The sequence below is a fragment of the Acidovorax sp. HMWF018 genome, assembly GCF_003061035.1.
Taxonomy (GTDB): Bacteria; Pseudomonadota; Gammaproteobacteria; order Burkholderiales; family Burkholderiaceae_C; genus Acidovorax; species Acidovorax delafieldii.
Genome location: NZ_QAIM01000483.1, coordinates 941 through 1,674, shown reverse-complemented (window position 1 = coordinate 1,674; position 734 = coordinate 941). Strand labels below are relative to the sequence as shown.

Genomic DNA, 734 nt, shown 5'->3' with positions numbered 1-734 from the left:
GCTTCACGGCAGGGGGCGACGCGCTGCCCACGGCCCCCTGGACGGTGGCCGCCCCCGCCGAGGCGCAGCCACGCGGCGAGTGGTGGCTGGGCTTTCAAGACCCGGTGCTGGCCGACCTGGTATTGCGCGCGGGCACAGCCAACACCAGCATCCAGCAGGCAGCCGCGCGGCTGGCCGAGGCGCGCTCGCTGCTGCGCTCTGCCGATGCCGCGCGCTCGGTGCAAGTGGGCGCCTCGGCCGGTGTGACGCGCCAGGCAGGCGCTGCCACCACGGGCAGCGCAGCACCTGCCACGTTGGGCACGGCGGGGCTCAATGCATCGTACGAGCTGGACCTGTTCGGCCGCCTCTCGCAAACCAGTGACGCCGCGCGGCTGGACGCCGACGCGCGCGAAGCTTTGCTGCAAAGCACGCGCCTCATGGTGCAGTCTGACGTGGCGCAAACCTATCTGCAGCTGCGCGCCGTGCAGGCCGAGCAGGTGCTGGTGCAAGAGAGCCTGGCCGCGTACCGGGACACCCTGCGCCTGACGCAGCGCCGCCTGCAGGCGGGCGATGTGGCCGAGCTGGACGTGGCCCGCGTGCAGACCGAGGTGGCCGCCACCGAGTCCGATGCCCTGGCCTTGCAGCGCCAGCAGGCCCTGCTGACCAACGCGCTGGCCGTGCTGGCTGGCGAGGTGGCCAGCGGCTTTGTGCTGCCGCCTGCGACGGGCGATGCCGCGTTGCCGGTGATCCCGCCT

General features: G+C 73.0%; 1 protein-coding gene. It reads left to right on the top strand.

The window, feature by feature from the left end:
• Positions 1–734 (top strand): TolC family protein (locus tag DBR23_RS31340; RefSeq protein ID WP_233250620.1); only part of this gene is annotated, 734 nt, incomplete at both ends.